Consider the following 23,568-nt stretch of genomic DNA (forward strand, 5'->3'; position numbering starts at 1 on the left):
CGGCCGCTCAGTTTGTGCGAGTGATCCAAAAGCGGAGGCCCTCGGCTCGCTAGGCTGGCATTCATGCCTGAGATCGCCAAGGTCCTGATCGCGAACCGCGGCGAGATCGCCGTCCGAATCGTGCGCGCCGCCCGCGACAGCGGGAAGGCGTCCGTCGCCGTCTACGCCGACCAGGACCGCGATGCTCTGCACGCCCGCCTGGCCGACGAGGCTTACGCCCTCGACGGCTCCACGAGCGCCGACACCTATCTGTCGATCGAGAAGATCCTGTCGGTGGCCCGCCGCTCGGGCGCCGACGCCGTGCACCCCGGCTACGGCTTCCTCGCCGAGAACGCCGACTTCGCCCGCGCCGTCATCGCGGCGGGGCTGACCTGGATCGGGCCCTCCCCCGAGGCGATCGAGGCGCTGGGCGACAAGGTGACCGCACGGCATGTCGCCGAGAAGGTCGGCGCTCCGCTCGCGCCGGGAACGCCCGGACCCGTCGAGGGCGCCGACGAGGTCATCGCGTTCGCGCAGGAGTACGGCCTGCCGATCGCCATTAAGGCCGCGTACGGCGGCGGCGGCCGGGGACTCAAGGTCGCGCGCGAGTTCGACGAGGTCGCCGAGCTGTTCGAGTCCGCCACCCGCGAGGCCATCGCGGCGTTCGGGCGCGGCGAGTGCTTCGTCGAGAAGTACCTCGACAAGCCGCGCCACGTCGAGACCCAGTGCCTCGCCGACGCCGAGGGCAACGTCGTCATCGTCTCGACTCGCGACTGCTCGCTGCAGCGTCGCCACCAGAAGCTCGTCGAAGAGGCGCCCGCGCCCTTCCTGACCCCCGAGCAGAACGACATCCTGTACTCGGCGTCGAAGGCGATCCTGCGCGAGGTCGGCTACGTCGGCGCGGGTACATGCGAGTTCCTGATCGGCGCCGACGGCACGATCTCGTTCCTCGAGGTCAACACCCGTCTGCAGGTCGAGCACCCGGTGTCCGAAGAGGTCACCGGCATCGACCTCGTGCGCGAGCAGTTCCGTCTCGCCGAGGGCGGCGTCCTCGACTACGACGACCCGGCGCCCGTCGGCCACTCGATCGAGTTCCGCATTAACGGCGAGGACCCGGGCCGCAACTTCCTGCCGCAGCCGGGCAACATCCACGTCTTCAAGACCTTCGGCGGCCCCGGCATCCGGCTGGACTCCGGCGTCACCGCGGGCGACTCCGTCTCGGGCGCGTTCGACTCGATGCTCGGCAAGATCATCGTGACGGGCCGCACGCGCGAAGAGGCCCTCGAGCGCTCGCGCCGCGCCCTCGACGAGTTCGAGGTCGCGGGCATGCCGACCGTGCTGCCCTTCCACCGCAAGGTGGTGCGCGAGCCGGCCTTCACGGCCGCGGACGGCACATTCGGCGTCTACACCCGCTGGATCGAGACCGAGTTCGTCAACGACATCCCCGCCTGGGACGGCGAGCTCGAGGCTCCCGCCGAGCCGGCCGGCCGCCACACGGTCGTCGTCGAGGTCTCGGGCAAGCGCCTCGAGGTCAGCCTGCCCGACCGCGTCGCATCGGCCCCGGTAGCCGTGGGGCGCCCGGCTCAGGTGCCGCCGTCACGTCGCTCGCACGCGGCGAGCGCGAGCGCAGCCGCATCCGGAGACGCGGTGAAGTCGCCCATGCAGGCGACCGTCGTCAAGGTCGCGGTCGAGGCGGGCCAGCAGGTCGTCAAGGGCGACCTCGTGGTCGTGCTCGAGGCGATGAAGATGGAGCAGCCCATCCAGGCCCACAAGGACGGCGTCGTCGGCGCGATCGATGCGGCTCCCGGCACCACGGTCGGCGCGGGTCACGCACTGCTCACCATCTCCTGAGGCAGCGTCCCCCCGGGTTTGCTCCGCGGCACCGCATCCGGCTCGGCCGAGCGGATGCCGCGGAGCGCGGCTCAGGAGAGCGGGTCTTCGTCCCGCTGGACGAGGTGCATCGCGCGCGCGGCATCCGTGATGCTGCCGGTCAGCGAGGGGTAGACCGCGAACACGCGCGAGACCTGGTCCACGGTCAGGCGACGCTCGACGGCGATCGCGATCGGGTAGATGAGCTCGGACGCACGCGGGGCGACGATGACGCCGCCGATGACGGTGCCCGATCCCTCCCGGGCGATGATCTTCACGAAGCCGTCCTTGACGCCCATCATCTTGGCCCGCGGGTTGGCGGCCAGCGGCAGCTTGTGCACGTAGCCGTTGACGAGGCCCGACTCGATGTCCTTCTGCTGCTGTCCCACCGTCGCGATCTCGGGAGCGGTGAAGATGTTCGCGGTGATGCGACGCCGCTCGAGCGGGATCACGGTGTCGCCGAGCGCGTGGAAGACCGCCTGGCGCCCCTGCATCGCGGCGACCGAGGCGAGGGGGACGAAGGTGGTGCAGTCCCCCGCCGCGTAGATGTTGGGCACCGACGTGCGCGCGACGCGGTTGACCTGGATGTGACCCGACTCGGTCAGCTGGATGCCGGCCTCCTCGAGGCCGATGCCGGCGGTGTTGGGGATCGAGCCGACGGCCAGCAGGCAGTGGCTGCCCTCGACGGTGCGCCCGTCCGAGAGCGTCGCGACGACGCCGTCGTCGGTGCGCTCGACCTTCTCGGCGCGGGACTTCGACAGCACCGTCATCCCGCCGCGCTTGAACACCTTCTCGATGACCGCCGCGGCGTCGGCGTCCTCGCCCGGCAGCACCTGGTCGCGGCTCGAGATGAGCGTGACCTTCGCGCCGAGGTTCATGTACGCCGAGGCGAACTCGGCGCCCGTCACGCCCGACCCGACGACGATGAGGTGCTCGGGCAGCGACTTCATGTCGTACAGCTGGGTCCACGTGAGGATCCGCTGGCCGTCGGGCTTGGCGCTGGGCAGCTCGCGCGGCGACGCGCCGACCGAGACCACGAGGGTGTCGGCCTCGACGCGGTCGAAGTCCGTGCCGCCGGGACCGGTCGAGGCGATGATCGCGTGGGGGCCGTCGAGGCGCCCGTGACCGGAGATGATGCGCACGCCCGCCTCGATCAGCTGGGCGCGCATGTCGTCGGACTGCTGCCGCGCGAGCGCGAGCAGTCGGCGGTTGACGGCGGCGAGGTTGATGGCGACCTCGGGCTTGAGCGGCGTGCCCGAGTCGGACCGCGCGAACAGCTGCACGCCGAGGTCGGACGCCTCGCTGATGGCCACCGCGGCGTCGGCCGTGGCGATGAGCGACTTCGACGGGACGACGTCGGTGATGACGGCCGAGCCGCCGACGCCGGCACGTTCGACGAGCGTCACCTCCGCGCCCTGTTGCGCGGCGGCCAGCGCCGCCTCGTATCCGCCGGGACCGCCGCCGAGGACGGCGACGCTTTGGGTGCGCTCGAAGCTGAGAGGCGACATGATCTCCATTCTTGCTCAGGTCCAGGGGCCGCGCGCACGCCTGTGGCGGCGGGCTCACCGCGTCCTAGAGTGGAGGAATGTCCGACACCTTCGCGCACCCGCTCGACGACCCCGCCGCCGACCCCCTCGAGGTCGCACGGCAGGCCGCGGCCGACATCGCCCGCATCACCGGCGTCGAGCGTCACGACATCGCTCTGACCCTCGGCAGCGGCTGGGGCCGCGCCGCCGAACTCATCGGCGAGACCACGGCGACGATCGCCGCCACCGACGTCACCGGATTCAGCAAGCCCGCGCTCGAGGGGCACGTCGGCACCCTGCGCAGCATCGTCACCCCCGAGGGCAAGCGCATTCTCGTGATCGGGGCGCGCACCCACTACTACGAGGGCCACGGCGTCCGCCGCGTCGTGCACAGTGTCCGCACCGCCGCGGCGACCGCCGCGAAGATCATGGTGCTGACCAACGGCGCGGGCGGCATCAAGCCGACCTGGCGCCCCGGGCAGCCCGTCCTCATCAGCGACCACCTGAACCTCACGGCCGACTCGCCCCTCGAGGGCGCGACGTTCGTCGACCTCACCGACCTGTACTCGTCTCGCCTGCGCGACATCGCCCGCACGATCGACCCGAGCCTCGACGAGGGCGTGTACACGCAGTTCCGCGGGCCGCACTACGAGACGCCCGCCGAAGTCCGGATGGCGCGCGCGATCGGCGGCGACATCGTCGGGATGTCGACCGCGCTCGAGGCCATCGCGGCGCGCGAGGCCGGCATGGAGATCCTCGGCTTCTCGCTGATCACGAACCTCGCGGCCGGCATCCAGGAGACGCCGCTCAGCCATGCCGAGGTCATCGAGGCCGGTCGCGAGGCCGAGCCCGTCATCTCGGCGCTGCTCGCCCGCGTGATCGAGGCGCTGTGAGCGGCGCGACCGGCGCGGCGCCGGAGGACGAGCGCGAGGTGTCGGCCGAGGCCCCGGCGCCCGTGGTCCCGTTGGAGGCGGCGCGGGCCTGGCTCGCGCAGGACCCCGATCCCGAGACGCGCGACGAGCTGAGCGCGATCATCGCCGCGGCGGAGTCGGGCGATCCGGGCGCGCAGGCCGACCTCATCGACCGCTTCGCCACCCGCCTGGCCTTCGGCACCGCGGGCCTGCGCGGGCGTCTGGGCGCCGGCAGCAATCGCATGAACCGCGTCCTGGTCACGCAGGCCGCCGCGGGCCTGGCGGGCTACCTGCTCGACAAAGCCGGCCCGGATGCTCCGCCCGTCGTCGTCGTCGGCTACGACGGACGTCGCGGCTCGGCGCAGTTCGCCCGCGACTCCGCCGAGGTCTTCGCGGGAGCGGGGCTGCGCGCCATCCTCCTGCCGCGGCTGCTGCCGACCCCGGTGCTCGCCTTCGCGGTGCGCCATCTCGGTGCCGACGCCGGCGTCATGGTCACCGCGAGCCACAACCCGCCCGACGACAACGGCTACAAGGTCTACCTCGGCGGCGCCGACGACGGGTCGCAGATCGTCCCGCCCGCCGATGGCGAGATCGCCGCGCACATCCAACGCGTCGCCGACGCGGGCGACATCGCCGCGCTCCCCCGAACCGACGAGTACGAGATCGCCGACGAAGCCGTCATCGAGGCCTACGTCGCCGCGACGGCGACCGTGGCCCCCGCGCCGGCCGGTGCGAGCGGGATGCGCTGGGTCTACACCGCGATGCACGGCGTCGGCACCGAGACGCTGCTGCGCATCCTCGACACGGCGGGCTACCCGCACCCCGTGCCGGTGACCGCGCAGGCCGAGCCCGACGGCCGGTTCCCGACCGTGGCGTTCCCCAACCCGGAGGAGCCGGGGGCGATGGACCTGGCGTTCGAGACCGCGCGGGCGAACGACGCCGAGTTCATCCTCGCCAACGACCCCGACGCCGACCGCCTGGCCGTGGCGATCCCGGATGCCGCTGCCGAGGGCGGCTGGCACCGGCTGACGGGCAATCAGATAGGACTCCTGCTGGGGTGGCGCGCCGCCCGCCGAGCAGCGGAACAGGGTGTGGCCGCCGATTCCTCGCTCGCCTGCTCGCTCGTGTCGTCGCCGGCGCTGCAGGTCGTCGCGGAGCGCTACGGCCTCGCCTTCCACGCGACACTCACCGGCTTCAAGTGGATCTCTCGCGCTCCGAACCTGGTGTTCGGGTTCGAGGAGGCGCTGGGCTACCTCGTCAACCCCGAGACCGTGAAGGACAAGGACGGCATCTCCGCCGCCATCGCGATCCTCGGCCTCGCCGCCGAGGCGCGCGAGCACGGGCGCACGCTGGGCGACCTGCTCGCCGAGTTCGACGCCGAGTTCGGCAGCTTCGCCAGTGGGCAGGTGTCGGTCCGCGTCGACGACCTCGCGGTCATCGGCCGCATCACGACGGCACTGCGTTCGGCGCCGCCCGCTCGGATCGGCAGCGCCGCGGTCGTCTCGTTCGAAGACCTCGCCGCTCCCGTCGCCGGCCCGCCGCTCGGCGACATCCTGCGGCTGTGGCTCGACGGCGACGCTCGCATCCTCGTGCGCCCGAGCGGTACCGAGCCGAAGCTGAAGCTCTACCTCGACGTACGCGGGGACTCGGCCGCCGACGCGGCATCCCGTCTCGCCGACCTCGAGGCCGGCGTGCGCGAGCTGCTCGCCGGGCTCAGCTGAACCAGGGGCGCCGCTAGGCTTCGGGGATGCTGCTGACGGAGCCGATCGAGCTCGCCGACGACCACGTGCGCCTGGTTCCCCTGGCAACCGACCACGCCGACGACCTTGCTCGGGCCACCGCGGGTCTCGAGTACGCCTGGTACACGTCGGTGCCGGCATCCGTGCCCGACGACATCTCGCAGCGGCTGACCTGGCGCGATGAGGGTCACATGAACCCGTTCGCGGTGCTGCGGGACGGTGTCGCCGTCGGGATGACCACGTTCTGCAACATCGACCAGCCGAACCGCCGCGTCGAGATCGGCCACACCTGGTTGTCACCAGCCGTGCAGCGCACCGCCGTGAACACGGCGGCCAAGCGCCTGCTGCTCGCCCACGCCTTCGAGGCCTGCGATGCGATCGCCGTCGAGTTCCGCACGTCGTGGCACAACCGGCAGTCCCGCGCCGCGATCGAGCGCCTCGGCGCCAAGCAGGACGGCGTCCTGCGCAACCACCGGCTCGGCCCGAACGGAACGCTGCGCGACACCGTCGTTTACTCGGTGCTCCCGCACGAGTGGCCCGCGGTCAAGCTGGGACTCGACGCGCGACTGGCCCGCTGAGCGCGAGCGGACCGGGTCAGCCGTCGACGACGGCGACGAGCTCGTCGAGGAACGCCCCGAAGCTCGTGCCGCGGCGGACGAGCCGCTGCACGCTCTCGCGTTCGCTGAAGACCTCGACGAGCTGCTCGAACACGGTCTGGAACGCCGCGCGGTCGGATTCCGAGAAGGCCACCATCGCGACGACCTGAACCCGGCCGTCGCCCCACGCGATCGAGGGGTCGGCGATCCCGAGCGAGATCGCCGTGCGCGTCGCCGTCATGCCGATGGCGTGGGGCACCGCGAGGGCGTCGGTGAACGCGGTCGACGAGAGCTTCTCGCGCTCGATGGTGCGGTCGATGTAGTCGTCGTCGATGATGCCCTGGTCGACGAGAAGCGACCCGAGCTGTCGGATGACGCCGTCCTCGCCGGCGGCGCCATCGATACCGCGAACGAAGGCAGCCGGATCGAAGTAGCGCTCGAGCTCGGCCCGCAGGCGCGCGAGGCGCCGCGCCCGGCGCACCCGCCCCGCCGCCGCCTGCACGCGGTCGATGTCGGCATCGGTGAGGAAGGGCTGGATGTGCACGATGCGGTCGCTCATCGCCGGCGGCGCGATGGTCGAGAGGATGAGGTCGGTGTCGATCGACGCCCAGTCCGGGTCGACGCGGGTCTCGACGCCGACGACGTCGAGGGCCTGGCCGAGCGACCGGTCGACGCTCGAGCGCAGCAGCTCGTGGAGCTCGTAGTAACCCGGGCACACGATCGTCGCCGTGAGCGCCTGCGCCGACAGCCGGCTGCGCTCGAGGCGCCCGCCCACGTGCATGGCGATGTACGCGATCTCGTCGTCGAGCAACGGGATGCCGAGCAGCCCGCGCAGCGCATCGGCGATGTACACCGCGACCTCGAAGATCATCGGATAGGTCGTCTTGAGCGAACGCGTCAGCGGATTGCGCGACCACGCCTGCTCGCGTGCGCGGTGCCGGAGGTTCTGCACGTGCAGCGACAGGCGCAGCACGAAGTCCTCCTGGTCGATGTCGACGAGGAACTCGGCGGCCGCGCGGCGGACGACGTCGCGCACCGCGGCCGCGACGTCGGGATCGATGCGCTCGCGGATGAGCGCTGCGGGCTCGGTCGCGCCGGGCGCCACCACGCGGGTGAGGACGAGCGCCGCGAGATGCTGGCGGTCGCCCGAGCCGAGCACGACACCGAGGTGCCGGCGGGTCAGGCGGTCGAGGATGTCGCCGACCTCGGCCCGGAACGCGGCGTCATCGGCCTCGGCCACCTCGAGCGCGCGACCCCGGGCGATCCGGTCGGCGGCGATCGCGATGTGCATGACGACATCGCCGATGCCGAACTCGTTGACGAAGTAGCCGAGCTCGGTCAGCTCGGCGACGAGGTCGTCCTTGAACGGGCCGAAGGCCACGGCGCCGACCGACCGCTCGCCGAGGGTGCGGCGAAGGCTGTCGAGGTCGAACGACCCGTCGTCGGTCTCCTCGTGGGCGAGTCGGCTGAGCAGTCGCCGCTGCGCCATCTCGGTGCCCCGCAGGCGCGCCCGCGACGCGGTGCGCTCGAGGCTGAGCTCGGTGCCGCCCAGCAGACCGCGCACGCGTCCGAGGTCGGCGTCGATCGTCGCGGGGCTCACGAAGAAGGCGTCCGCGGTCTCGAAGACGTCGATGCCGTCGGGGGCGTCGAGCAGCGAGCGCACGAGCCGGTGCAGCCGCTCGCGCGGCGTTCCGCCGTCGCCGACGTGCACCGCCGACCCGCTGTCGGGGCCGGCGCGATACCCCTGCGGGCCGGACTCGACCACGACGCCGTCGGGCACGCGCGCGTTGAGCGCCGTGACGTAGCTGCGGATCGATCGCGGGGTGACGCCGATCGCGTCCGCGAGCCCGGAAGCGGTCACCCAGTCGCCGTCGCGCACGAGGATCGCGAGAACGCGATCCTGCCGGCTCCTGGTCACGCTCCCATTCCATCATGGCCGGGCCCGTCTTCCGCCCCCGCGGAAGCAGGAATGGGTTGTCTCCTCCCAGGTCGCTCACAACAATTGTTCGGAGGAGGAGGCGGGTCGATGAGGATCCTGGTCGTATGCGGCGCTGGTGCGTCGAGCACCTTCGTCGCACAGCGGGTTCGCCATGCGGCGCAGGCGAGCGGCCTGGACATCACCGCCACCGCCGGAACCGAGCAGTCACTGCCGATCGATCTCGACGCGGCGGATGTCGTTCTCGTCGGACCCCAGCTCATCCCGAAGCTGGACCGGATCACCGAGGCCGCGGCTGCTCGCGGGACGCGCGTCATCCTGATGCCTCACGACATCTTCCGAGATCTCGACGGCAGCCGGACGCTCGCGCTGGTCACCGCGCCGGCCCCTCCGCACCCCCGTTCCAGCACCGACATCCCTTCAACGGAGAGGACCTCCTCATGAGCGAGGCATCGCGCACCGTCCGCATCGGATCGTCCAACGGGCTGCACGCCCGACCTGCCAAGCTGTTCGCGCAGGCGGTCAAGCAGTCCGGCGCGAATGTCACGATCGCCAAGGGATCCGGTTCGCCGGTCAATGCGGCGAGCATCCTCGGGGTCATCGCACTCGGCGTCGAGTACGGCGACTACGTGACCCTGACAGCCGGTGGCGACAACGCCGAGAACGTCCTCGACGAACTCGCGGATCTGCTCGCCACCGACCACGACGAGTGACGACGAACGACCACTGATACGAAATCGGACGAGACGAAGGAGATCGAGCAATGAGTGAGCTTCGCGGAGTGGGCATCGGCCTGGGTGTCGCACAGGGACCGATCGCGCGGATGGCGGAGCCGCTTCCGGCGCCGAAGGACGAGGCCTCCACCCGGAGCATCGACGAGGAGACGACGCGCGTCAAGGATGCCGTCGCCGCCGTGGCACGCGAGCTCGAGCAGCGCGGTGCGCAGGCCGGTGGAGCCGCCCGCGACGTCCTCGAGGCCCAGGCCATGATGGCCGAGGACCCGAGCCTCGAAGCCGAGGTCGCCTCGCGCCTGCAGGCCGGCAAGACCGGCGAGTTCGCCGTCTACGACGCCTTCGCCTCGTTCCGCGACACCCTCTCCGCCATGGGCGGCTACCTCGGTGAGCGCGCCGCCGACCTCGACGACGTCGCCCAGCGCGTCATCGCCCACCTGCGCGGCGTCCCCGCCCCCGGTGTGCCCGAGCCCGGCCACCCCTTCGTCCTCGTGGCCAAGGACCTCGCCCCCGCCGACACCGCCCTGCTGGACCTCGACATGGTCCTCGCGCTCGTCACCTCCGAGGGCGGCCCCACCTCGCACACCGCGATCCTCGCCCGCGAGAAGTCCATCGTCGCCGTCGTCGGCGTGACCGAGGCGGCGGGCCTCACCGACGGACAGACCGTCATCGTCGACGCCGCCAAGGGCGTCGTGACCACCGACCCCAGCGACGACGAGCTGGCTCAGGCCCAGAACCGCGCCGACGAGCGCAAGTCGGCCGCATCCGCTCCCATCACCCCGGGCGCGCTGTCGGACGGCACCGCCATCCCGCTGCTGGCCAACCTCGGCAAGCCCGAGGGCGCAGCGCAGGCCGTCGAGCTCGGCGCCGAGGGCGTCGGCCTCTTCCGCACGGAGTTCCTCTTCCTCAGCTCGTCGCAGGCGCCCACCGTCGCGCAGCAGCGCGAGGCCTATACGAAGCTCCTGCAGGCGTTCCCCGGCCAGAAGGTCGTCGTCCGAGCGCTGGATGCCGGTGCCGACAAGCCGCTCGCGTTCCTCAACGATGCGCACGAGGAGAACCCCGCTCTCGGTCTGCGCGGCCTGCGCGCGCTGCGCGCCAGCGAGGACATCCTGCGCGAGCAGCTGACTGCGCTCGCCGAGGCCGACGCCGCCACCGAGGCCGACCTGTGGGTCATGGCGCCGATGGTGTCGACCGTCGAGGAGACCGAGTACTTCGTCTCGATCGCCCGCGAGTACGGCGTCAAGACCGCCGGCGTGATGGTGGAGGTGCCGTCCTCGGCGCTGCTGGCCGATCACGTGCTGAAGGTCGCCGACTTCGCCTCGATCGGCACCAACGACCTCACCCAGTACACCCTCGCCGCCGACCGGCTGCTCGGTTCGGTGTCGTCGTTCCAGGACCCCTGGCACCCGGCCGTGCTGCGTCTCATCCACGAGACCGGCAAGGCGGGCCAGGCCAACGGCAAGCCCGTGGGCATCTGCGGCGAAGCCGCGGCCGACCCCCTGCTGGCCGTCGTGCTCGTGGGCCTCGGCGCCACGAGCCTGTCGATGGCGCCCACCGCGCTCGCCGACGTCCGCGCCACCCTGCTCACCCACAGCCTCGACGACGCCCGACGCATCGCCGAAGCAGCCTTGACCGCGACCGACGCGGCATCCGCCCGAGCGGCCGCCCAGCAAGCCGCCGGTATCTGACCCGCACCAGAAGGAGAAACCAGAAATGACAACGACGTCAACAGTCGATAAGAAGACAGGAGGAGCCCGCGTCGCCGTCCAGCGATTCGGCACCTTCCTGTCGGGCATGATCATGCCCAACATCGCTGCGTTCATCGCATGGGGCTTCATCACCATGCTGTTCATCCCCGCCGGCTTCCTCGGCGCCGACAGCCCGTTCGGCATCCACTGGTACCCGGTCGCCGACATCATCGGCGGCTCGGGCAACCTCGAGGCCATCGGCTGGGAGGGCGCCATGACGGCGCTCGCCGAGAGCGACGGCACGAACGTCATGGCGTACGTCGGCCTCGTCAGCCCGATGATCACGTACCTGCTGCCGCTGCTCATCGCCAACACCGCGGGCCGCATGGTCTACGGCGAGCGCGGTGGCGTCGTGGCGACGATCGCCACCGTCGGTGTCATCGCCGGCACGAACATCCCGATGTTCCTCGGCGCCATGATCATGGGCCCCCTGGCCGCCCTCGCGGTGAAGTACATGGACCGGATCTGGGACGGCAAGATCAAGCCGGGCTTCGAGATGCTCGTGAACAACTTCTCCGCCGGCATCCTGTCGATGATCCTCGCGGTCGTGGGCTTCTTCGCCTTCGGTCCGTTCTTCCGCGTCGTCAGCCAGGGGCTCGGCGCCGCGGTGGACTGGCTCGTCAGCCTGAACCTGCTGCCCTTCGTCTCGATCATCGTCGAGCCGGCCAAGGTGCTGTTCCTCAACAACGCGATCAACCACGGCGTCTTCACGCCGCTGGGTGTGCAGCAGAGCGAGGAGTTCGGTCGCTCGATCCTGTTCCTCATCGAGGCGAACCCCGGCCCCGGTATCGGCCTCCTGCTGGCCTTCACCTTCTTCGGTGTCGGCGCCGCCAAGGCCTCCGCTCCCGGTGCCGCGGTGATCCAGTTCGTCGGCGGCATCCACGAGATCTACTTCCCGTACGCGCTGAGCAAGCCGATGCTCATCCTCGCCCTCATCGCCGGTGGCGCCACCGGTGTGACCACCAACATGCTGCTCGGCGGCGGTCTGGCCTTCCCGGCGGCCCCCGGAAGCATCATCGCGGTCGTCGCGGCGGCTCTGCCCGGCGGCGTCGGCAACCTGGTCGTGGTGCTGCTGTCGGTCGTCCTGGCCGCGGCCGTCACGTTCATCGTGTCGGCGGTCATCCTGCGGGCCACCCGCAAGCGCGACCTGGCCGCCGAGGGCTCGGACTTCGAGGCCGCCATCGCGCAGACCGAGGCCAACAAGGGCAAGTCGTCGGCCGCGATGGACTCGCTCCGTCGCTCCGGCGGCCGCGACGCCGAGGTGGCGACCGCCGCCGAGGAAGCCGCAGCCGGCACCGGCGCGGCCACGGCGACCAAGCAGGTGAGCAACATCGTCTTCGCGTGCGACGCCGGCATGGGCTCGTCCGCGATGGGCGCGAGCGTGCTGCGCAACAAGATCAAGAAGGCGGGCATCGAAGGTGTCACGGTCGTCAACAAGGCGATCGCCAACCTCGACAACTCGGCCGATCTGGTCATCACGCAGAACCAGCTCACCGACCGCGCACGCCAGCGCACGCCCGACGCGATGCACGTGTCCGTGGACAACTTCATGAACTCGCCGAAGTACGACGAGGTCGTCGAGATGGTCCGCAAGCAGCACGGCGGCGACGCGTAGGCTCGAACCCCAGACGCGGGGCCGGAGCGGTCCATCCGCTCCGGCCCCGACTCATACCCCCAGCACCACCCCTCAGAGGAGACAGACATGGCACGTGAGGTCCTGAACATCGGTCAGATCCGCATCCACTCCGGAAGCGCCACCCGCGAGGAGGCGATGCAGGAAGCGGCCGACATCCTCGAGTCCGCCGGCGCCGTGACCTCGGCCTACTTCGACGCCATGCAGCAGCGCGAGCTGACCGTCTCGACGTACATGGGGAACGAGCTGGCGATCCCCCACGGCACCAACGAGACCAAGGACGCGATCCTCGACTCGGCGCTGTCGTTCGTCCGCTACGACGGCGGCGTCGACTGGAACGGCGAGCCCGTCACCTTCGTCGTCGGCATCGCCGGCAAGGGCGACGAGCACCTCGACATCCTGTCGCAGATCGCCCTGCTCTTCTCGGAAGAGGACGACGTCGCGCGCCTCAAGGCCGCGCAGACGCCCGAAGAGCTCTTCGACCTGCTCGCCTCGGTGAACCAGTGAGCACCGCGGTCCACTTCGGCGCCGGCAACATCGGCCGCGGCTTCGTCGGTCTGCTGCTGCACGAGGGCGGCTACGACCTCGTCTTCTCCGACGTCGCCGCTCCCCTCGTCGACGCGATCAACGCCGCGTCGGAGTACACGGTGCACGAGGTCGGCGACGGGGGCGTCGACAAGGTCGTGACCGGGTTCCGCGCCCTGAACAGCGCCGCCGACCCGCAGGCCGTCGCCGACGCCGTCGCCACCGCTGACGTGGTCACCACCGCCGTCGGCCCCACGGTGCTGAAGTTCATCGCACCGCACATCCTCGCCGGGCTCGCCCTGCGCGACCCCGCCGCCGCTCCCCTGGCGGTCATGGCGTGCGAGAACGCCATCGGCGCGACCGACCTGCTGCGCGACGAGATCCGGGCTCAGGCCGGCGACGCTTGGGAAGCCGTTTCCGGACGGGCGATCTTCGCCAACACCGCGGTCGACCGCATCGTCCCGGCGCAGCCCGCGGACGGCGGCGTCGACGTCACGGTCGAGCCCTTCTTCGAGTGGGCGATCGAGGCCGGACCGTTCGGCGACGCGCTGCCGAGCATCCCCGGCGCGCACTTCGTCGACGACCTCGAGCCCTACATCGAGCGCAAGCTGTTCACCGTCAACACCGGGCACGCCACCACCGCGTACTTCGGCGCACAGGCGGGCACCAGCACCATCGCCGAGTCGCTCGCGGTGCCCGAGATCGCCGCCGGCGTGGCCGCCGCCCTCGAGGAGACCTCGGCGCTGCTCGAGCGCAAGCACGGCCTCGACGCCGCTGAACTCGCCGAGTACCGCGCCACGATCCTCCGCCGCTTCGCGAACCCCGAGCTGCCCGACACCGTAGGCCGCGTCGGGCGCCAGCCGCTGCGCAAGCTCTCGCGACACGAGCGCTTCATCGGACCGGCGGCGGAAGCGGCCGAGCTCGGCCTCTCCGTCGACGCCCTGGTGGCAGCGGTGGGTGCCGCGCTCGCGTTCGACGAGCCCGAGGACCCGCAGTCGGTCGAGCTGCAGGAGCGCCTGCGCACCGAGGATGCCGCGACCCTCACGGCATCCGTCACGGGTCTCGAGCCGCAGCATCCGCTGTTCGCCCGTATCGAGGCCGCCGTCACCGCACGGCAGACGGCGCTGGGCACCGACGCCCGATGAGCGACACGACGCCGGACTCCCCCACCTCTGCCGGTGCGGGAGTCCGGCGACGTTCGCGTGTTCGACGCGTGGTGTTCATCGCGCTGGGCGTGCTCGCCGGCCTGCTGCTCGTCGGCGTCGTCGGCATCCTGATCTGGAGTCAGGTCGGCGTCATGGCGGCGGAGCCGGGACCCCGCGACGATGTGCGCGGCGACGACCGCGTCGCCATGTCTGAGGTCGGCGGCAACGTCGTGATCGCGCCCGCTTCGGGGGCGTCGGACGTCGGGCTCGTCTTCATCCCCGGCGCCAAGGTCGAGGCGGAGGCCTACGCCGCGATCCTCGCCGGAGTCGTCGCGGACGAGAGCGTGACCGTCGTCATCACCCGCCCGTGGCTCAACCTCGCGTTCTTCGATCCGCGACCGCTCACGTCGTTCACCGACGCCGTGCCCGACGTGTCGACCTGGCTCGTCGGGGGCCACTCCCTCGGCGGCGTCCGTGCCTGCCAGCTCGCCCCCGACGCCGACGGCCTGGTGCTGTTCGCGTCGTACTGCGCGAACGACCTCTCCGAGACCGATCTGCCCGTCCTGAGCCTCTCGGGCTCGGAGGACGGCCTGACCACGCCGCAGAAGGTCGACGACAACCGCGGTCTGCTCCCGGCGGACGCCACCCTCATCGAGATCCCCGGCGCCAGCCACGCCTCGTTCGGCGATTACGGTCCTCAAGCCGGAGACGGCACCCCGACGATCTCGGACGCCGACATGCGCGCCGACGTCACCGCTGCCCTCGCCGAGCTGGTCGCCACCCTCCCCCGCTGACCCCGCGACGCCCGGGTGGGTGGCCCGGGCCGGCGGCGGCTCGCGGCAACTCCTCAAATCCGCGAGGTTTCGCGCCCGATCTGCCGGCCTGACGGTTCGAGCCCTCGGGTCTTGAGGAGTTGGCGACGGCCCGGCCGGGGTCCGGCGCCCCAGCGGTGGGCCGCTACGGCGGACCCAGCGCCCGCGACGGCCCGGCTACCGGCGGGCGGGCGCTGGGCCCGCGGCAGCCGGAATCGGCGATGGCTCGGGCTGTAATTCCTCAGATCCGTGCGGCTTCGCGGCAGAACGGCCGGTGTGGGGGCGTCGGACGTCGGGTTATGAGGAGTTGGCGCGGCGCAGCGGCGGAGCCACCGACGCCTCCCCAAGAGGCAGCCGCGGCGGCCCCTCCCCCGCGGGCCGTCGTGGGGGGCCCGGGCGGCCCGGCTGGCGCAGACTGCTCGCGTGCTTCCGACCGACTGGATGAGCGCCGACGACCTGCGGCTCGGTCGCGCGGAGCTCGCCCGCGCCCTCGGTTCCGGCCAGCTCGTGCGCGTGCGGCGCGGACGCTACCTTCCCGCAGCCACGCATCCCGACGTCCTGGCCGCCGCGCGTCTGGGATGCCGCCTCGACTGCGTCTCGCTGCTCCGCGCGGCCGGCGTCTTCGTCCTCGAGCACCGGTCGCTGCACGTCAACGCCCGCGTCGGCGCGAGCAGGCTTCCCCCGGCGCCCGACGGTGTCGTCCGGCACTGGCGCCGCGATGCCGACCCGCCGACGTCGGTCCTGTCGGACATCGTCTCGGCCTTGGCCCAGTCCTGCCGCTGTCAGGAACCCCGCGCGGCGGTCGCGACGCTCGACAGCGCGTGGCACCAGCGGATGATCGACGCCGGCGACATCGCCGAGATCTTCCGCCGCCTGCCACGTCGCTATCGCCGGTTGCGGGCGCTGCTCGACCCGTCGGCCGAGTCCGGAGCCGAGACGCTTCTGCGCCTCATCCTCCGGGCGCTCGGATGCCGCTTCGAGACCCAGGTCGTCGTCGAGGGAGTGGGCCGCGTCGACTTCCTCGTCGAGGGATGGCTCATCATCGAGTGCGACAGCGAGGCGCACCACGCCGATTGGGCCACGCTCAAACGCGACAAGCGACGCGACCTCGCCGCCGCCGCGCAGGGGTATACGACCGTCCGCCCGCTCGCCGAGGACATTTTCCACCACCGCGACGTGCTGGCCGAACAGCTGCGAGCCGTGCTGGCCAGCCGGCCGTCGCGCTAACTCCTCACATCCGGCAGCCCGGCGCGGCGCTACCTCGTCGAGAGAGCCGAGGGCGACCGATTCTGAGGAGTTAGCGCCCCGCGCCTAGCGCCCCGCCCACCGGGCCGCCGACGGCGGGCGGTCAGCGGGCGAAGCCCTCGGCGATGACCTCGATCAGCTCTTCGCGCTCTTCGACGGAGAGGAACGCGCCCGCTGCAGCGTTGAGCTGGAACGCCTGCAGGTCGTCGAGGTCGTACTCGAACGTCTCTGCCAGCGTCGCCAGTTCGCGGGTGAGCGAGGTGCGGCTTTGCGTGCGGTTGTCGACGTTCACCGTGACCGAGAACCCGAGCTGGTAAAGCAGGTCGAACGGGTGGTCCTCCCACTGCGTGCCCCAGGCCTCGATGGCGCCGGTCTGCAGGTTCGACGAGGGCGACAGCTCCAGCGGGATCTCACGATCTCGCACCCACCGCGCGAGGTCGCCGAACTGCACGAGCACCTCTTCGCCGGCGCGCGAGACGACGTTGAGGTCCGAGGCGATGCGAACGCCGTGCCCGAGACGCAGCGCCCGGCCGTCGATGATGGCCGAGCGGATCGAGTCGAGCCCCGCGGCCTCGCCGGCGTGGACGGTCACCGGGAAGAACTCCGAGGCGAGATAGTCGAACGCCGCGCGGTGCTGCGCGGGCAGGAACCCGTCCTCGGGGCCGGCGATGTCGAAGCCCGAGACGCCGCGTGCGCGGTTGGCGACAGCCAGCTGCGCGATCTCGAGCGAGCGCCCCTCCTGCCGCATCGCCGAGAGGATCTGTCCGACCCGGATGTCGTGGCCGTCGGCCTCGGCGGCATCCTCGCCCTCTTCGATGCCCTCCTGCACGGCGTCGACGGCGTCCTGCAGCGACAGGCCGCGCAGCAGGTGCTGCTCGGGCGCCCAGCGCACCTCGCCGTAGACGACGCCGTCGGCCGCGAGATCGGTGACGAACTCGCGCGCGATGCGGCGGAGCCCGTCGCGCGTCTGCATGACCGCGAGGGTGACCTCGAACGTCTCGATGTAGTCGACGAGCGAGCCGGAGTCGCTCTGCTCCTCGAACCAGTCGGCGAGGTCGTCCGCGTCGGTCTCGGGCAGCGCGTGCCCGATCTCGTCGGCCAGCTCGACGATCGTCGCGGGACGCACGCCGCCGTCGAGGTGGTCGTGCAGCGACACCTTCGGCAGCGAGCGCACCGAGACGCCCTGCAGCTTCGTGTCGGCGTGCTGTTCGATCGGCATGGCGGCTCCTTCGGTCGTGTGGCGGGGTGTGGCGGCGGACGGATGCCGGTGGGCGTCAGGCGGTGATGCGCTCGAGGACCAGCGGGCCGGCGGGCGGCGCGTCGTCGTCGATCTCCCACGCGCCGTGCAGCGCGTCGAGAGCCCGGTCGAAGCGGGCACCATCGTCGGCCAGCAGGGTGAACAACGGCTGACCGGCGGCGACCTCGTCGCCGGGCTTGACGTGCAGGTCGATGCCCGCCGCGTGGATCACGGGATCCTGGGCGCGGGCGCGGCCGGCCCCGAGGCGCCAGGCGGCGATGCCGAACGGCAGGGCCTCGAGGCGCGAGAGCACCCCCGCGGTCGGCGCGGTGACGGTGTGGGTCTCGCGGGGCGTCGGCAGCGCGGCATCCGGGTCTCCGCCCTGCGCCTGGATCATGCGGCGCCAGACGTCCATGGCCCGTCCGTCGGCCAGCGCGGCCTCGACGTCGGCGTCGGGCTGTCCCGCGAGCGCGAGCATCTCCCGCGCCAGCGCCACGGTCAGTTCGACGACGTCGGCCGGGCCGCCGCCGGCGAGCACCTCGACGGACTCTCGGACCTCGTTCGCGTTTCCGATCGCGAGACCCAGCGGCGCGTTCATGTCGGTGAGCAGCGCCGTCGTCGCCACGCCCGAGTCGGCACCGAGCGCGACCATCGTGCGGGCGAGCTCCCGGGCCTTGTCGACGTCCTTCATGAACGCGCCCGAGCCGAACTTCACGTCGAGGACGAGCGACTCGGTTCCCTCGGCGATCTTCTTCGACATGATGCTCGACGCGATCAGCGGGATCGCCTCGACGGTGCCGGTGACGTCGCGCAGCGCGTAGAGGCGCTTGTCGGCGGGGGCGAGCCCCGAGCCCGCCGCGCAGATGACGGCGCCGACGTCCTGGAGCTGCGCGAACATCTCGTCGTTCGACAGCGCCGCGCGCCAGCCCGGGATCGACTCGAGCTTGTCGAGCGTGCCGCCGGTGTGGCCCAGTCCGCGGCCCGACAGTTGCGGCACGGCGACGCCGAACGCCGCCACGAGGGGCGCGAGCGGCAGGGTGATCTTGTCGCCGACGCCTCCGGTGGAGTGCTTGTCGACCGTCCGCTTGCCGAGGCCGGCGAAGCTCATGCGCTCGCCCGAGGCGATCATCGCGTCGGTCATGACCCGGATCTCGTCGCGCTCCATGCCGTTGAGCAGCACGGCCATGGCGAAGGCGGCCATCTGCGAGTCGGCGACGTATTCGCGCGTGTAGGCGTCGATCATCCAGCGCAGGGCGTCCTCGGGAACGGCGCCGCCGTCGCGCTTGGTGCGGATGACGTCGACGGCGTCGAATGCCTCGACGGCGGATGCGGCTGCGGTGGACTCGGCGCTCATCGGGCGGTCTCCTCGAGGTCGCGGGGCCCGAACGCGTCGGGCAGCACCTCATCGATCGTGCGGATGCCCGAGACGGTCTCGAGCAGCATTCCGGGCAGGGCGAACTCGTTCAGCAGCTGACGGCACCGTCCGCAGGGCATGATGGTCTGCCCGTCGTTGTTGACGCACACGAAGGCGACGAGTTGTCCGCCGCCCGACATGTGCAGGTCGCCGACGAGGGCGCATTCGGCGCAGAGGCCGACCCCGTACGAGGCGTTCTCGACGTTGCATCCCGAGACGATGCGACCGTCGCTGACGAGAGCCGCGGCCCCCACCTTGTAACGGGAGTACGGCGCGTAGGCGCGGGTCATGGCGTCGGTGGCGACGGCGCGCAGCTCGTCCCAGTCGATGTCGGTCACGTCGGTGGTCATCCCTTGATGTACGGCTTGCCCGCCGCGGCCGGCCCGCGGATCTGACCGGCGAAGCCGGCGACCGCGAGGATCGTCACCACGTACGGGAGCATGAGCATGAATTCGCTGGGGATCGGCGTCCGCAGCACGGTCAGCAGGTTCTGGAGGTTGGTCGCGAACCCGAACAGCAGCCCGGCGAGGGCGGCGCGCAGCGGGTCCCAGCGGCCGAAGATGACGGCGGCCAGCGCGATGAAGCCGAGGCCGGCGGTCATCTCCTTGCCGAACTGCGGCACCGAGACGAGCGTGAAGTACGCGCCGCCGATGCCGGCGATGGCGCCGGCGAGCGAGACGTTCCAGAACCGCGTGCGGTTGACGTTGATGCCCACCGTGTCGGCGGCCTGCGGGTGCTCGCCGACGGCGCGCAGGCGCAGGCCCCACCGCGTGCGGTACAGCGCCCACGTGACGACGGCGACCGTGACGAACATCAGGTAGACGATGATCGTCTGGTTGAACAGCACCGGGCCGATGATCGGGATGTCACCGAGCACCGGGATCTCGAGGCGCGTGAAGCGGACGGGACGGTTCAGCTCGCTCTCGTTGGGCACGAGCAGCGCGCCGTAGAGGAAGCCGGTGAGGCCGGTCACGAGCACGTTGAGGACGACACCGACGATGACCTGCTCGACGAGGTACTTGATCGCGAACGCGGCGAGCACGAACGACACCAGGACGCCGCCGATCATCGCGCCGATCAGCCCCACGAACGGGTTTCCCGTGATGCTCGACAGCAGCGCGGCCGAGAACGCGCCGAGCAGCAGCTGACCCTCGATCGCGACGTTCACGACGCCGACCCGCTCGCCGATGACGCCGCCGAGGGCGCCGAACACGAGCGGCACCGACAGCGACACCGCTCCGAAGAGCAGGCCCGTGACGGGCACGAGGCCGTCGGCCGCCGCCCATGTGAGGAAGGCGAACACCCCGAGGATGCCGAACAGCAGTGTCAGCCACAGCGGGATGTCGCGATAGCTCCACGCGAGCCAGAACGCCGCCGCCGCGATGAGGGCGATGAGCACGAGCACCGTCCACGCGGTGAGCGCGGTCGGGACGGCGACGTCGGGCAGCCCGACCGCCGCCGAGGCGTCGCCGAGCCGGAAGGTGCTCTCGCCGTCGCGGGGCGCGAAGGCGAACAGCGCCGCGAGCAGCAGCGTCACGACCGCGAGCGTGATCGGCACCTTGAGGTGCCGCTGCTTCACGGTGGCGAGGTGGATGGTTCCGTCGTCGGATGCCGTGGGGCTGAGCGTCGTCATGCCGTCACCGCCTTCTTCGCGGCCTTGGCTCGCGCTTTCGCCGCCTTCTCGAGGTCGGTCTTGGGGAGGAAGAACACCGTGCGCAGCAGGGGCGGCGCAGCGATGAAGAGCACGATCAGGGCCTGGACGACCAGCACGATGTCGACGGGGATGCCCTGCGCCTGCATCGAGAACGAGCCCGCCTTCAGGGCGCCGAACAGGATGCCGGCGGCGAAGACGCCCCATGCCCTGCTGCGGCCGAGGAGGGCCACGGTGATGGCGTCGAAGCCGATGCCGGCGTCGATCGTGCCGCTGAAGCCCGTCGTGATCGACCCCTGGATCTGGTTCATGGCCGCGAGTCCGGCGAGCCCGCCCGCGAACAGCATCGCGTAGACGTAGATGCGCTCGACGCCGATGCCCGCAGCGCGGGCCGCGTGGGGGTTCTCGCCCACCGCGCGCATCCGCAGGCCGAGGCTCGAGCGCTCGATAATCCACCACACCAGCACGGTCGCGGCGATGACGATCACGAAGCCCCAGTCCAGCGACGGGAAGCCCGCTCCGAGCAGCTCGGGGAACTGCGCGGAGGCCGGCGTCTCGGAGGTGATCGGCTGGTTCGTGCCCGGCTTCTGCAGCAGCCCCGGGGTCCGGATCATCCACGTGACGAAGTAGAACGCCACGTAGTTGAGCATGATCGTGAGGATGACCTCGTGAGCGCCGGTGCGCGCCTTGAGCACACCGACGATGCCGCCCCAGAGCGCGCCGCCGGCGATACCGGCGAGCAGGGTCAGCGGCAGGTGGATCCACATGGGCAGGTCGAGGCCGAAGGTGACGAGCGCCGCGAAGCCGGCACCCACGAGGATCTGACCGCGCGCGCCGATGTTGAACAGGCCGACGCGGAAGGCCAGGGCGACGCCGAGACCGGCCGCGATGAGCGGCGCGGCGAAGCCGAGCGAGTTCGTCAGCGGACGGATCTGCGCGGCGAAGGAGTTGCCGCGGGGATTGAACACCGCGCCGCGGAAGAGCGCCTCGTAGCCGCCGGAGACGGCGGCCCAGATAGCCGCCAGGGTGTCGCCGGGACGGGCGAAGAAGTAGCCGGCCGCCTCTTGCACGTCGTCGTCGGTGAAAGCGATGAGCACGCCGCCGGCGATCATCGCGAGCACGATCGCGAGGATCGTGGTGACGGCGCTGCCGCGCAGCAGCTCCTTGAGGAAGACGTTCGAACGCGGCGGCGGGGCCACCTCGGGCTGTCCGGTCAGCGGGCCCGACGCGGCGGGCAGCTGCTCGGGGGCGCCGCTGCGGGCGCTCTCGTGCGCTCCGGGTGTCGAGTCGCTCATGCGGCCACCTCCGGGTGGGGTTCGCCGGCCATCATGAGGCCGAGGATGTCGCGGGGAGTGTCGGCGGGGACGATGCCGATGATCGTGCCGCGGTACATCACCGCGATGCGGTCGGCGAGGGCCGTGACCTCGTCGAGCTCGGTCGAGACGACGACGACGGGCACGCCGGCGTCACGCGTCTCGACGATGCGCTTGTGGATGAACTCGATCGAGCCGACGTCGACGCCGCGCGTGGGCTGCGCGGCGACGAACAGGCGCAGCTCGCGGCTCATCTCGCGCGCGATGACGACCTTCTGCTGGTTGCCGCCCGAAAGGGTCCCGGCGGGCGTGTGGGGCCCCTGCGTGCGGATGTCGTACTCGGCGATGCGGTCGCGGGCGAACGACTCGAGCGCTGCGCGCCGGACGGTGCCGCCGCGCACGAACGCCGGATCGCTCGACCGGTCGAGGATGAGGTTCTCGGCGACGGAGAATCCGCCGACGAGGCCGTCCTCCTTGCGATCCTCGGGCACGAAACCGACGCCGGCGTCGAGGATGCCGCGGACGCTGCGCCCGACCAGCTCGGTGTCGCCGAGGCGGATCGAGCCCTCGATCTTGCTCGCGAGGCCGACGATGGCCTCGACGAGCTCGGTCTGACCGTTGCCCTGGACGCCAGCGACGCCCAGGACCTCGCCCGGACGCACGTCGAAGCTCACGCCGTCGACGACGACGGCGCCGGCGGGGGTCAGCACCCGCAGGTCCCGCACCGCGAGCCCGCCGTCGCCGAGTCGCGGCGCGTCCTTCCGGACGGTGAGCTCGACGGCACGTCCGACCATGAGCGAGGCGAGCTCGGCGTTGGTGGCGGTCGGCGACGCCTCGCCGACGACCTTGCCCAGGCGGATGACGGTGATGCGGTCCGCGACCTCGCGGACCTCGCGCAGCTTGTGCGTGATGAACACGATCGACGTGCCCTCGTCGCGCAGCTGGCGCATGATCGCCATGAGCTCGTCGGTCTCCTGCGGGGTCAGCACGGCGGTCGGCTCGTCGAACACGAGCACCTTCGCGTCGCGCGAGAGCGCCTTGATGATCTCGACGCGCTGCTGCACGCCGACGGGGAGGTCGCCGACGACGGCGTCGGGATCGATCTGGAAGCCGAAGCGGTCGGCCACCTCGCGGACGTGGCGCCGGGCCTTGGCGAGGTCGAGGGCGCCGATGCCCTTCGTGTCCTCGTGCCCGAGCATGACGTTCTCGGCGACGGTGAAGACGGGGATGAGCATGAAGTGCTGGTGCACCATGCCGATGCCGGCGGCCATGGCATCGCCCGGGCCGCGGAAGTTCTGGGGGGCGTCGTCGAGCAGGATCTGACCCTCGTCGGCCTGGTACAGACCGTAGAGGACGTTCATCAGGGTCGACTTGCCGGCGCCGTTCTCGCCCAGCAGGGCGTGGATCTCGCCGGGCCGGACCACGAGGTCGATGTGGTCGTTCGCGACGAGGGTGCCGAAGCGCTTGGTGATGCCCCGGAGTTCGAGCTTCATGTTCGCCAATCTATGCGACGTTGGAGTACCGCGGACAGGAATCGGGGCCGGGAGACGATCGTCTC

20 protein-coding genes are annotated in these 23,568 nt (G+C 71.3%); 12 read left to right on the forward strand and 8 right to left on the reverse strand.

All coding sequences use genetic code 11. The features are described 5' to 3' along the window. Nucleotides 1–63: 63 nt before the first annotated feature. Entirely contained in the window at nucleotides 64–1,830 is a 1,767-nt protein-coding gene (locus JOF37_RS05605; protein WP_210005890.1) for an acetyl/propionyl/methylcrotonyl-CoA carboxylase subunit alpha, read from the forward strand. 71 nt (nucleotides 1,831–1,901) lie between these two features. On the opposite strand, the gene JOF37_RS05610 is transcribed toward JOF37_RS05605, so the two are convergent. Beyond that, entirely contained in the window at nucleotides 1,902–3,365 is a 1,464-nt protein-coding gene (locus tag JOF37_RS05610; RefSeq protein ID WP_210005898.1) for an NAD(P)H-quinone dehydrogenase, read from the reverse strand. A 68-nt stretch (nucleotides 3,366–3,433) separates the two neighbouring features. Here JOF37_RS05610 and JOF37_RS05615 point away from each other — a divergent pair, with 68 nt between their 5' ends. The 3 genes from JOF37_RS05615 to JOF37_RS05625 are packed head-to-tail and all read left to right on the forward strand — an operon-like array spanning nucleotide 3,434 to nucleotide 6,602. Continuing rightward, nucleotides 3,434–4,267 (forward strand): purine-nucleoside phosphorylase, encoded by an 834-nt coding sequence (locus JOF37_RS05615; RefSeq protein WP_210005900.1) that lies wholly within the window; start codon nucleotides 3,434–3,436, stop codon nucleotides 4,265–4,267. 38 nt (nucleotides 4,268–4,305) lie between these two features. Further along, nucleotides 4,306–6,006: a phospho-sugar mutase gene (locus tag JOF37_RS05620; protein ID WP_372445484.1), complete on the forward strand. Its 1,701-nt coding sequence runs from the start codon at nucleotides 4,306–4,308 to the stop codon at nucleotides 6,004–6,006. A 26-nt stretch (nucleotides 6,007–6,032) separates the two neighbouring features. After that, the gene (locus tag JOF37_RS05625) at nucleotides 6,033–6,602 is read left to right on the forward strand and encodes a GNAT family N-acetyltransferase (protein ID WP_210005902.1); all 570 of its coding nucleotides are present in this window, start codon (nucleotides 6,033–6,035) and stop codon (nucleotides 6,600–6,602) included. A 16-nt stretch (nucleotides 6,603–6,618) separates the two neighbouring features. On the opposite strand, the gene JOF37_RS05630 is transcribed toward JOF37_RS05625, so the two are convergent. Beyond that, nucleotides 6,619–8,538, reverse strand: a complete 1,920-nt coding sequence (locus JOF37_RS05630) for a BglG family transcription antiterminator (protein WP_210005904.1) — start codon at nucleotides 8,536–8,538, stop codon at nucleotides 6,619–6,621. A 108-nt stretch (nucleotides 8,539–8,646) separates the two neighbouring features. Here JOF37_RS05630 and JOF37_RS05635 point away from each other — a divergent pair, with 108 nt between their 5' ends. From JOF37_RS05635 to JOF37_RS15755, 8 genes are all read left to right on the forward strand, one after another. Beyond that, nucleotides 8,647–9,000: a PTS sugar transporter subunit IIB gene (locus JOF37_RS05635; RefSeq protein WP_210005906.1), complete on the forward strand. Its 354-nt coding sequence runs from the start codon at nucleotides 8,647–8,649 to the stop codon at nucleotides 8,998–9,000. Continuing rightward, on the forward strand, nucleotides 8,997–9,269 hold the full coding sequence (locus tag JOF37_RS05640) for an HPr family phosphocarrier protein (protein WP_210005907.1): 273 nt from the start codon (nucleotides 8,997–8,999) through the stop codon (nucleotides 9,267–9,269). The genes JOF37_RS05635 and JOF37_RS05640 overlap by 4 nt, the downstream gene beginning before the upstream one ends. Nucleotides 9,270–9,319: 50 nt before the next feature. Next, complete coding sequence (gene ptsP, locus JOF37_RS05645) at nucleotides 9,320–10,975, forward strand: phosphoenolpyruvate--protein phosphotransferase (protein ID WP_210005909.1); 1,656 nt, start codon at nucleotides 9,320–9,322, stop codon at nucleotides 10,973–10,975. Nucleotides 10,976–11,000: 25 nt separating this feature from the next. After that, nucleotides 11,001–12,650, forward strand: a complete 1,650-nt coding sequence (locus tag JOF37_RS05650; RefSeq protein WP_210005910.1) for a PTS mannitol transporter subunit IIBC — start codon at nucleotides 11,001–11,003, stop codon at nucleotides 12,648–12,650. 87 nt (nucleotides 12,651–12,737) lie between these two features. Continuing rightward, on the forward strand, nucleotides 12,738–13,175 hold the full coding sequence (locus tag JOF37_RS05655; RefSeq protein WP_210005911.1) for a PTS mannitol transporter subunit IIA: 438 nt from the start codon (nucleotides 12,738–12,740) through the stop codon (nucleotides 13,173–13,175). Further along, nucleotides 13,172–14,338, forward strand: coding sequence for a mannitol-1-phosphate 5-dehydrogenase (locus JOF37_RS05660; protein WP_210005912.1), 1,167 nt, complete (start codon nucleotides 13,172–13,174; stop codon nucleotides 14,336–14,338). The genes JOF37_RS05655 and JOF37_RS05660 overlap by 4 nt, the downstream gene beginning before the upstream one ends. Continuing rightward, nucleotides 14,335–15,132, forward strand: coding sequence for an alpha/beta hydrolase (locus JOF37_RS05665; RefSeq protein WP_210005913.1), 798 nt, complete (start codon nucleotides 14,335–14,337; stop codon nucleotides 15,130–15,132). The genes JOF37_RS05660 and JOF37_RS05665 overlap by 4 nt, the downstream gene beginning before the upstream one ends. 441 nt (nucleotides 15,133–15,573) lie before the next feature. Beyond that, nucleotides 15,574–16,377 carry an endonuclease domain-containing protein gene (locus JOF37_RS15755; protein WP_210005914.1) on the forward strand — a complete coding sequence of 268 codons (804 nt, stop codon included), beginning with the start codon at nucleotides 15,574–15,576 and terminating at the stop codon, nucleotides 16,375–16,377. A 121-nt stretch (nucleotides 16,378–16,498) separates the two neighbouring features. On the opposite strand, the gene JOF37_RS05675 is transcribed toward JOF37_RS15755, so the two are convergent. The 6 genes from JOF37_RS05675 to JOF37_RS05700 are packed head-to-tail and all read right to left on the reverse strand — an operon-like array spanning nucleotide 16,499 to nucleotide 23,503. Then, nucleotides 16,499–17,614: an adenosine deaminase gene (locus JOF37_RS05675; protein WP_210005915.1), complete on the reverse strand. Its 1,116-nt coding sequence runs from the start codon at nucleotides 17,612–17,614 to the stop codon at nucleotides 16,499–16,501. A 55-nt stretch (nucleotides 17,615–17,669) separates the two neighbouring features. Further along, nucleotides 17,670–18,986: a thymidine phosphorylase gene (locus tag JOF37_RS05680; protein WP_210005917.1), complete on the reverse strand. Its 1,317-nt coding sequence runs from the start codon at nucleotides 18,984–18,986 to the stop codon at nucleotides 17,670–17,672. Further along, the gene (locus JOF37_RS05685; protein ID WP_210007690.1) at nucleotides 18,983–19,384 is read right to left on the reverse strand and encodes a cytidine deaminase; all 402 of its coding nucleotides are present in this window, start codon (nucleotides 19,382–19,384) and stop codon (nucleotides 18,983–18,985) included. The genes JOF37_RS05680 and JOF37_RS05685 overlap by 4 nt, the downstream gene beginning before the upstream one ends. Nucleotides 19,385–19,392: 8 nt before the next feature. Next, nucleotides 19,393–20,679 (reverse strand): ABC transporter permease, encoded by a 1,287-nt coding sequence (locus JOF37_RS05690; RefSeq protein ID WP_210005926.1) that lies wholly within the window; start codon nucleotides 20,677–20,679, stop codon nucleotides 19,393–19,395. Continuing rightward, entirely contained in the window at nucleotides 20,676–21,992 is a 1,317-nt protein-coding gene (locus JOF37_RS05695; RefSeq protein ID WP_210005928.1) for an ABC transporter permease, read from the reverse strand. The genes JOF37_RS05690 and JOF37_RS05695 overlap by 4 nt, the downstream gene beginning before the upstream one ends. Beyond that, a complete protein-coding gene (locus tag JOF37_RS05700) occupies nucleotides 21,989–23,503 on the reverse strand; it encodes an ABC transporter ATP-binding protein (RefSeq protein ID WP_210005930.1) in 1,515 nt (504 codons plus the stop codon). The genes JOF37_RS05695 and JOF37_RS05700 overlap by 4 nt, the downstream gene beginning before the upstream one ends. Between the last annotated feature and the right edge of the window lie 65 nt (nucleotides 23,504–23,568).

It is taken from the genome of Microbacterium imperiale (assembly GCF_017876655.1).
Taxonomy (GTDB): domain Bacteria; phylum Actinomycetota; class Actinomycetes; order Actinomycetales; family Microbacteriaceae; genus Microbacterium; species Microbacterium imperiale.

Excerpts from the sequence above, each read along its gene's own strand:
- JOF37_RS05605 (WP_210005890.1), top strand. The coding sequence starts at position 64 with ATGCCTGAGATCGCCAAGGTCCTGATCGCGAACCGCGGCGAGATCGCC.
- JOF37_RS05610 (WP_210005898.1), bottom strand. The coding sequence starts at position 3,365 with ATGGAGATCATGTCGCCTCTCAGCTTCGAGCGCACCCAAAGCGTCGCC.
- JOF37_RS05615 (WP_210005900.1), top strand. The coding sequence starts at position 3,434 with ATGTCCGACACCTTCGCGCACCCGCTCGACGACCCCGCCGCCGACCCC.
- JOF37_RS05625 (WP_210005902.1), top strand. The coding sequence starts at position 6,033 with ATGCTGCTGACGGAGCCGATCGAGCTCGCCGACGACCACGTGCGCCTG.
- JOF37_RS05635 (WP_210005906.1), top strand. The coding sequence starts at position 8,647 with ATGAGGATCCTGGTCGTATGCGGCGCTGGTGCGTCGAGCACCTTCGTC.
- JOF37_RS05640 (WP_210005907.1), top strand. The coding sequence starts at position 8,997 with ATGAGCGAGGCATCGCGCACCGTCCGCATCGGATCGTCCAACGGGCTG.
- ptsP (WP_210005909.1), top strand. The coding sequence starts at position 9,320 with ATGAGTGAGCTTCGCGGAGTGGGCATCGGCCTGGGTGTCGCACAGGGA.
- JOF37_RS05650 (WP_210005910.1), top strand. The coding sequence starts at position 11,001 with ATGACAACGACGTCAACAGTCGATAAGAAGACAGGAGGAGCCCGCGTC.
- JOF37_RS05655 (WP_210005911.1), top strand. The coding sequence starts at position 12,738 with ATGGCACGTGAGGTCCTGAACATCGGTCAGATCCGCATCCACTCCGGA.
- JOF37_RS05665 (WP_210005913.1), top strand. The coding sequence starts at position 14,335 with ATGAGCGACACGACGCCGGACTCCCCCACCTCTGCCGGTGCGGGAGTC.
- JOF37_RS05675 (WP_210005915.1), bottom strand. The coding sequence starts at position 17,614 with ATGCCGATCGAACAGCACGCCGACACGAAGCTGCAGGGCGTCTCGGTG.
- JOF37_RS05680 (WP_210005917.1), bottom strand. The coding sequence starts at position 18,986 with ATGAGCGCCGAGTCCACCGCAGCCGCATCCGCCGTCGAGGCATTCGAC.
- JOF37_RS05690 (WP_210005926.1), bottom strand. The coding sequence starts at position 20,679 with ATGACGACGCTCAGCCCCACGGCATCCGACGACGGAACCATCCACCTC.
- JOF37_RS05695 (WP_210005928.1), bottom strand. The coding sequence starts at position 21,992 with ATGAGCGACTCGACACCCGGAGCGCACGAGAGCGCCCGCAGCGGCGCC.
- JOF37_RS05700 (WP_210005930.1), bottom strand. The coding sequence starts at position 23,503 with ATGAAGCTCGAACTCCGGGGCATCACCAAGCGCTTCGGCACCCTCGTC.